The 8,232-nt window shown below is 49.3% G+C and carries 5 protein-coding genes; 1 reads left to right on the forward strand and 4 read right to left on the reverse strand.

What is annotated here, in order from left to right; translation table 11 throughout:
- Positions 1-396 precede the first annotated feature (396 nt).
- The 4 genes from JGK39_RS22395 to JGK39_RS22410 form a co-directional block, all read right to left on the reverse strand.
- The gene (locus JGK39_RS22395; protein ID WP_293257708.1) at positions 397-1,257 is read right to left on the reverse strand and encodes an SDR family oxidoreductase; all 861 of its coding nucleotides are present in this window, start codon (positions 1,255-1,257) and stop codon (positions 397-399) included.
- 204 nt (positions 1,258-1,461) lie between these two features.
- On the reverse strand, positions 1,462-3,990 hold the full coding sequence (locus tag JGK39_RS22400) for an SdrD B-like domain-containing protein (protein ID WP_293257706.1): 2,529 nt from the start codon (positions 3,988-3,990) through the stop codon (positions 1,462-1,464).
- A gap of 668 nt (positions 3,991-4,658) precedes the next feature.
- A complete protein-coding gene (locus JGK39_RS22405; RefSeq protein ID WP_293257704.1) occupies positions 4,659-6,590 on the reverse strand; it encodes an SdrD B-like domain-containing protein in 1,932 nt (643 codons plus the stop codon).
- 100 nt (positions 6,591-6,690) lie between these two features.
- Complete coding sequence (locus JGK39_RS22410; RefSeq protein ID WP_293257702.1) at positions 6,691-6,882, reverse strand: hypothetical protein; 192 nt, start codon at positions 6,880-6,882, stop codon at positions 6,691-6,693.
- Between JGK39_RS22410 and JGK39_RS22415 the strand changes: the two genes are divergently transcribed.
- Entirely contained in the window at positions 6,881-7,567 is a 687-nt protein-coding gene (locus JGK39_RS22415) for a peptidoglycan-binding protein (protein ID WP_293297404.1), read from the forward strand. The two genes, JGK39_RS22410 and JGK39_RS22415, sit on opposite strands and share 2 nt — an antisense overlap.
- Positions 7,568-8,232 lie beyond the last annotated feature (665 nt).

The raw sequence follows: 8,232 nt of genomic DNA on the forward strand, positions 1-8,232 counted from the left end.
TAATTTCCACTCTAGCAAAACTAGAGAATAGCTAAACTGCAACCTATCAATCCCGCTACCTTGGGTGGCGGGATTACTGTTTTGTCAAAACTCACCAATCTTTAATAAGAGGACTGAAGTCCTGACTGCAAACCAGGTTCGTAGTGAGGACTTTAGTCCTTTCTTTCTTTATTTCTTTCTTTCAATAAGAGGACTGAAGTCCTCACTACAAACATTAGGTTCGTAGTGAGGACTTTAGTCCTTTCTTTCTTTCTTTCTTTCTTTCTTTCTTTCTTTCTTTCTTTCTTTCTTTCTTTCTTTCTTTCTTTCTTTCTTTCTTTCTTTCTTTCTTTCTTTCTTACTGAAGTCCTCACTACAAACCTTGAGTTCGCAGTCAGAAATGCAAGTCCTGTGTTTCTATCCGTTAATTACAGAGCCGCCGTTGGGATGCAAAATTTGACCCGTCATGTAAGACGAATCTTTAGAAGCTAAAAACACGTAACTGGGAGCAACTTCATCGGGTTGACCGGGGCGTCCCAAGGGCGTGTCTGCACCAAATTTTGCCACTTTTTCTTCGGGGAAAGTTGCAGGAATTAGCGGCGTCCAAATCGGGCCGGGAGCGACTCCGTTGACGCGAATTCCTTTTTCAGCTAAACTTTGAGACAAAGAGCGAGTAAAGGCAACAATTGCTCCTTTTGTGGACGAGTAATCTAACAATTGTTCGTTGCCTTTGTAGGCCGTGACTGAGGTAGTATTGATAATTGCACTGCCTTCTTTGAGGTGTTTTAGAGCGGCTTTGGTGAGGTAAAACATTGAGAAGATATTGGTGCGGAAGGTGCGCTCTAACTGTTCGGCGGTGATGTCTTCGATGCTTTCTTGGGGATGCTGTTCGGCGGCGTTGTTGACGAGGATGTCGAGGTGGCCGAATTCTTTTACTGTTTGTTCTACAAGGTTTTGACAGGTGCTTTCAGAGCCGATGTCTCCGGCTAGGGAAATGCAGCGGCGGCCGAGTTGTTCGATCGCCCCTTTAGTCTGGTTAGCATCTCCATCTTCGTTGAGATAGCCGATCGCCACATCCGCCCCTTCCTTAGCAAATGCAAGAGCCACGGCGCGCCCGATACCGCTATCTCCGCCGGTAATTAAGGCGACTTTGCCGCGCAATTTGTCGCTGCCGCGATATTCGGATGCGAAGGAATCAGGTGCAGGCGTCATCTGCGCTTCGACGCCCGGTTGCTGTTCTTGATGTTGAGCCGGATTAGTTTGTTGTTGAGTTGGCATAACATATTCCTCTAAGTTCTACCTCTATAAATAAAGGTTTTCTGAGGGCGGGGAATCGTTCTTTGTGCCGATCGCAGTCTACTACTAAAGACAGTTTGTGCGATCGGCACAAAAGTAAACTGCACGCCAAAACAATGTTTGACGTGCAGTTTAAACTAGGTAATTACTAATAGTTGAGTTTCAAACTAGAAACCCAACTTCAGATTAGAACACTTGGATTGGAGCAGGAGCAGCCAACAGCCAATCCTCAGACTTATCTTGTGTAGTTGCAAAAGTCAGCGAACTCGCTGTTCTCAATGCCTCAAGATCGTCAAAGTTGGTCACAACTCCACTCGGTGCGAGCAAGGCATCGACGCTGAGCGCCTTCACCACAGCATCGGTTGAACTGCCGCCGTCCGTCAAAAGATCGGGGCTAGCAGCCGCCACACCGGTGCCGCCAATCAACGGATCTAATTCCTCAGTAGCAGTTGTTATTGAGCTCGCTGTGCGAGTTGCCGGCGAAGGCACAGTATTGGGGCCCGGCACGTTAAAGCTAACAGGATTAGGGCCAGTGCGGATCGGGAACGGGTTGGGAACGTTCGGATCGTCGAAAACTTCCAAAACCGAGTAAGTGGCCGGGAACAAATTCGGGAATAGAGCAATCCCTTGCGCGTCCGTTCTTACCAAAGGCTCAGTGGCGGCATCGTAACGATTGTTCCGGTTCAAATCCAAAGTAAATGGAACATTAGCAAGACGCGGTTCGCCCGAATCTTGTACGCCGTTGCGGTTGTCGTCTCGGAATTTTGGAACTAACAAATCATAGCGACGAGAGTTACCAATCAAAGCGCAAGTAAAGGTTTGATTGGGGCCCAAAACGATATTGAGCGGTTGAGTCGTCTGGAAGAAACCAGGAGGAGGTACTTCTCGCAGGTTGTAAGTACCGGGACGCAAATTTCTGAAAGCAAAAGTACCAAACTGATCGCTAGTGGTAGTTGCTTCCCCTGCATCCAGGGCGCCGTTGTTATTGGTATCGAGAAAAACAGTAACGCCGCTAATCGCCGGTTCGTTTCCGTCTCGATAGCCATTCAAGTTAAAGTCCTCGAATTTGCAACCAGTGATGTTGCTATTGGGCGTGTTGGCAAAAGTAACGTTAGCGTCCTGAGTGCCTAGAGTTACCGGAACACCAGCAGTTGTCGAAGCCGAGAAACCAGCCGGTACGACTTCCCGCACCGTGTAATTGCCCAGTTGCAAGTTGGTAAATGCTCCTCTTCCTTGAGCATTCGTCTGTATTTGTTGTTCTCCGGCGTCAGGAGTGCCATTATTGTTGGTGTCTAGGAAGACAGTGACACCGCTAATTGGTGCTTCACCCTGAATAGGCTCGAAGCGACCGTTTCCGTTCAGGTCATTGTATTTGAATACAGTGATGTTAGGTAGAGTGTTTCCCACACCAGAATTACTTCCATTCCCAGTATTAGCTCCCACAGGAGTAAAGATAACTGCTGGTGAGGGGTTAGTCGCTGGGAAAGGTAAAGGCGTGTTGGCAAAAATCGGCCGTTCGCCAGTTGCCGCGATCGATCTTTCCCCAGCCTGTTGAACGCCGTCGCGGTTGGTATCTACAAACTTAGGGTCGTTTGGTTTGAGTGTGTAGGTTGAATCTGTTACTAAGATCGGTTGCTCTCTGCTGATCGTACCCTGGAACCGTGCTTGCGGGCCTGGTGCCGAAACCAGAGCGGGGTTAGGAGTAGTTGCCACTGGAGCATTGAGGTTGCCTGGGGCACCGCCACCGGGCAGTGTCGCTGGAAAAATTTCCAAGACAGAGTAATTGGCAGCTCTCAAATCCCTGAAGGTAGCAACTCCGTTTACATCAGTGATAGCGATGGGTTCTGAGGCTTGATCCCAGCGACCGTTACCGTTCAAATCTAAAATGAAGGGTACGTTAGCAATCGGGGGTTCAAAAACTCCATTGACCACATTTCGCGTGCCACTGCGGTCAACGTCCCGAAATTTGTTAATTTCAATTTGATACAGCGGAGTGTCGCCAACTTGAGCGCAGGCAAAAGTTTGACCGGCGGCTACCGTTACGTCCAGTACGGGAATGTTGTTGGGTGGGGTGCTTTGGGGGAAATCTCTTTCTAGGGGTTCTCCGTTGATGCCGTTGACTCGTTCTTCCCGAACTCTGTATGTTCCAGGTGTTACATTAAACGACCACGCACCATTTTTGTCTGTTAATGTGTTAAGTTCCCCTGGATCTAATCGGCCGTTGGGGACGCTACCGTTGCTGCCATCAAGATATATCCTGACATTTTTAATGCCCGGTTCATTCCCGTCTCGAAAGCCGTCGGCATCTATGTCTAAGTATTTGCATCCAACAATCCGGCTGCCCACAAGCTGGGTGTTGCCAAAGAAAACGTTGGTGTTTGTGTTTCCAACAGTGACAGCGAGGGGATTCGGAGTCGTGGTACGGAAACCAGCCGGTACTGTTGTTTCTGTGACTACGTAGTTGCCAGGAACCAGATTTATGAATGAGAATGCTCCGTTAGCGTCTGTAAGGACGGAGACATCCCCTGCATCTAATCGGCCGTTGCTGCCGATCGCAGGTTCGAGGAGAATGGGGATATTTGCCAGACCTGGTTCATTTGCCTGTCTGATGCCATCCGCGTTCAAGTCATTGAACTTGATACCTAAAATTGCCGGGCCGGTGTTCCCAACCTGTAATTGCTGGGCAATCCGCTCTTCGCTAGTTAAATCTGCCATGATTTCTCTCCTTCACACCTAAATCCACGTAAATTACAGACTACTGTATGGGTTTGTCAATAGCTGAGTAGTTTTTGCTAGTCGCTGACAATTGCCACTCGATTTTACATACGTCTGTGCTTGAGGTAATGTTCCCCATCTCACACAACAATGCCTCAAGCTTTGTCGCTGGCCAGTATATCAGGTTTTGAAGAGCCCTGGCAATTTGAGGGCAACATCTTTAAGATTTGCACGCCTTCTCTCTCCGTACATACTTGCTGGTTTGAGCTTTAAAAAGGTCTTGATTGAGTGTCCCCCCCGATCGCAAGTCGGGTGGCATCGTTCAGGTTTGTCATCGTTCGCTGTGAAGAGACGATCGCAGCCTCTGGGATTGCCTCGAAACAACAAGCTTTAGACCGATCGAACTACCGGACTGGATCTGATTTGCTTTGCCTGAAAATATGCCGGTCGGGGTTAGGGGAACTGTCTGATAGTTTCTGACTTACGCTCAATGCTACAGCCTCTGAAATATTGCACCCAATATACAACAAGCCAGCTTCGGGGTTCCCGGAACTTACGCTTGAGTGTTGGAGGTTGCCAAACAATAGGGTATCACGAGATCGCCCTTTAACCTCTTGCTGATTTTTATCTGCTGTTTGGGATGGGGGGCGATCGACCTTGATTGAAACCTAAATCACCGACCCGAACGAGTTTCCCAGATTCCAATTAATTAATTCATTTCTATTGACAAATCCACCGATTTGTGTATTTTGCTCCCAGCCGGCATTCTGTTGCCCAAAGTTAGGAAGATTGCCTAAATTCGCGACAGGTCGATCGAGCAAAAGATCGCTAATTTGATAACTATCGCGGGTCGCGAACGAAAGCAAGCTATCCGCCCCAAGATTACCCGCAACTTCCGGCCCGGCATAGCTGCTAGCATCCGCCTGTTGGTCGCCATTTAAGGATTTAGCCGATGGCTTACGCCCCGCTACGCTACGACTTTCAGGATCTCCCGTCAGCAGATCGATACTGCTGGCCCGAACATCTGCCGAGACAACTACCAGCGCAGGCGGAGTCGTTTGAATGAAACCGGGCGGCGGAACTTCCCTAATGATGTAACTACCTACCGGAACATTGCGGAAACTGTAATTGCCCTGACTGTCGCTAAAGGTACTGGCTTCGCCCGGATCTAAACGGCTGTTGTTATTGAGGTCAATGTAAATTTGGGTATTGGCGATCGGCGGTTCCCCGGCATCTAGCCGACCGTTGGCGTTAAAATCGTTAAATTTGACACCGCTGATCGTACCCGTCACCAACACGTTACCAAAGCTGAGATTAGTGGCATTTGTGCCGTTACCCACAGTAATCGGAGTCGGATTTGGCGTAGTTTGTCGGAAACCGGGCTGCGGGACTTCCCTCACCGAATAAATGCCTTGGGGCAAGTTGATAAAAGAGAAATTACCTTGGGGGTTTGTTAAAGTCGAAGGTTCGTTGGGATCTCGGGCGTTGTTGTTGTTGATGTCGAGGTAAATCGGCCAGTTGGCAACTCTCGGTTCCGTCGGTTCGTTGACACCGTTAGAGTTGAGGTCGTTGAACTTAAAGCCGCTGATGCTGCCGGTGGGGAAATTGTTGCCGAAATTGACCCCGACAGCGTTGGTATTGCCCGTAATGTCGATCGGCCCTGGATTTGGCGTAGTCTGAATCCATCCCGGTTGCTGAACTTCCCTCACCAAATACCGGCCCGGGGAAACATTGCCAAAAGTGTAATTTCCTTGCGGGTTAGTGATAGTATTCGGTTCGCCCGGATCTAACCTGTTGTTGGCGTTGAGGTCGAGGTAAATTTGCCAGTTGGCCAGAGGCGGATCTGTCGCATCTCGGACGCTGTTGGCATTGAGGTCGTTGAACTTGAGACCGCTGATGCTGCCGACAAAAAAGACATTGCCAAAATTGATGTTGGTGATAGCGGCGTTGGAAGTAACGTTAATCGGGCCCGGGTCAGGGGTAGTTTGGCGAAAACCCGGTTGCTGGACTTCTCTCACCAAATATGTATCTGCGGGAATATTGACAAAAGCGTAATTGCCTTGAAGGTTTGTAATAGTAGAAGGTTCGCCGCCGTCGAGCCGGTTGTTGCGGTTGAGGTCGAGGTAGATTTGCCAGTTAGCTAGCGGTGGTTCGCCGAAGTCTTGGCGGCCGTTGCTGTTGATGTCGTTGAATTTTGTACCTGCGATCGTCCCGGCGTTGAAGTTATTGCCAAAATTGATATTACCCGCGTTTGTGCCGCTGGTAATTGCGATCGGTGCGGGATTGGGCGTAGTTTGGCGAAAGTTCGGCTGCTGGACTTCTCTAACTTGATAAGTCCCCGGTGGCAGGTTGGTAAAGATGTAGTTGCCTTGGGCGTTGGTGAGGGTGGAAGGTTCACCGCCGTCAAGCCTGTTGTTGTTGTTGATGTCGAGGTAGATTTGCCAGTTGGGAATTGGCACATCACCGCCGTCGGGCCGCCCGTTGGCGTTGAAGTCGTTGTATTTGTTGCCGCTGATGCTGCCGACTTGGAAGTTGCCGATGTTGACATTGCCGATGTCTATTTGGCTGGCGGTTCTGGTGGGGTTGCTGGATTCGGTCATGGTGTTGGTGGGGCCCAATGAACGCGGTTTAATCTTTGCTCTACGGCAATCTAGCAGTTTTTTTGCCAATTGCAGCTATTTTAGGGGATTAATTTTTTTATCAAAGGGAAGGACTGGGAATCAAAAATGCCCGATGCCCGATGCCCGATGCCCGATGCCCGATGCCCGATGCCCCATGCCCCATGCCCGATGCCCCATGCCCCATGCCCCATCCCTCCGCTTCGCTCCGCCCAATTTTTGCCAGATTTGATGTACGATCGCTACCAAGTTTTGCAGAGGTCGAATTTCCCATGTCCCGAAACCTGACAGCAAGCTGGAATAAAGCCCGCAAGGTTCCGAGTTTGCTCCTCGGCTGGAGTTTGTACGGTTTATTGGCACTGGGCGCGATCGCCTCTACTCCTGCTCGTGGACAGCTACCTACCTCCGAACCAGGTAATAATAATAGCCCGATCGCCCAAACAGCCCAAACAGGTGCGATCGTCCGCCCCGCGCTCAAAATCGGCAGTCGCGGCTCAGATGTTACCGAACTCCAAGCTGCTCTTAAATTATTGGGATTTTATAACGGCGAGGTAGACGGGATTTTCTCGCAAAGCACAGCTAAAGCCGTGTCTCAGTTCCAGGAAGCCGCAGGCATCGCCCCAGATGGCATAGTCGGTCAAGATACTTGGAACCGGCTGTTTCCAGTGGCTGTGGGGGCGATCGAAAACCCGATCGCCCCCACAGCCACAACCCCCGAAAACACAGAGATTAGCCCCCAACCGCAGCCCACCAATTTTCCTGTTTTGAGAAGACGAATGCGGGGCCCAGCAGTCAGAGAATTGCAAGAGCGACTGAGGGCCAAGGGATTTTTGCGCGCGAGTGCTGACGGCGTGTTCGGGCGGGAAACTGAAGCTGCTGTCAAGGCTGCTCAACGACGATATCAGCTACCAGCAGACGGCATTGTCGGCCGCGCTACTTGGGAAGCCCTGCTGCGGTGAAAGTCAACAAATATTGCCGGATATGCACATTGTGCTAACGCGCGATCGTACAAATTGTTAATAATCGATTTCTGAAGTATTTCGGTGCGTCAAAAAGTGTCAAGTTTCGTAAACAAAGTAGAGTTAGTGCAGAATTGGTGTTAGTTTAAATACATGAGGGGCAGAAACCAAGCAGCACAAAAAACTTGGATAAAAAAAATTGAATTAGAGTGTTTGTCCCGCTCGGCTCTAGTTCGCAGGCAACGCCTGAATCGTGTAGTTTATTAGCAGATAAAAGAAAGGTTGATATTGCGCTCGGAATTTGTGAAATAGCTTGAGGCGATTTGAGAAATCGAAAGTTATCAAGTTAGAATTGCGATCGCACAATCAAACACAGAAGTCTGAATAGGCTCCGCTAATAGCTAGCTCCCTCGCAGAGCAGTTGCCAAAAAGTCAACCTTAGTAGTAGTTGTTTGCTGAATTTCAGCAGAGCTAAAAACCCACTTGAATCAATTTAACTCACAAATGTTTTAGGGTCTGGCATCCGATATGCTAGGCCCTAAAATTTTTCATGTATACAATTCCTATGATGCCATAGCAAATAAAATTGGTTCGTAGTGAGGACTTCAGTCCTCAGAAATTGATGCGGACTGAAGTCCTCACTACGAACCTAAATGACCATTTCA

The organism is Microcoleus sp. PH2017_12_PCY_D_A (assembly GCF_020738565.1).
Lineage (GTDB): Bacteria > Cyanobacteriota > Cyanobacteriia > Cyanobacteriales > Microcoleaceae > Microcoleus.

What these genes read in the sequence shown, in the direction of transcription:
- JGK39_RS22395 (WP_293257708.1), bottom strand. Translation starts at nt 1,257, where the DNA reads ATGCCAACTCAACAACAAACTAATCCGGCTCAACATCAAGAACAGCAA.
- JGK39_RS22400 (WP_293257706.1), bottom strand. Translation starts at nt 3,990, where the DNA reads ATGGCAGATTTAACTAGCGAAGAGCGGATTGCCCAGCAATTACAGGTT.
- JGK39_RS22405 (WP_293257704.1), bottom strand. Translation starts at nt 6,590, where the DNA reads ATGACCGAATCCAGCAACCCCACCAGAACCGCCAGCCAAATAGACATC.
- JGK39_RS22415 (WP_293297404.1), top strand. Translation starts at nt 6,881, where the DNA reads ATGTCCCGAAACCTGACAGCAAGCTGGAATAAAGCCCGCAAGGTTCCG.
- JGK39_RS22410 (WP_293257702.1), bottom strand. Translation starts at nt 6,882, where the DNA reads ATGGGAAATTCGACCTCTGCAAAACTTGGTAGCGATCGTACATCAAAT.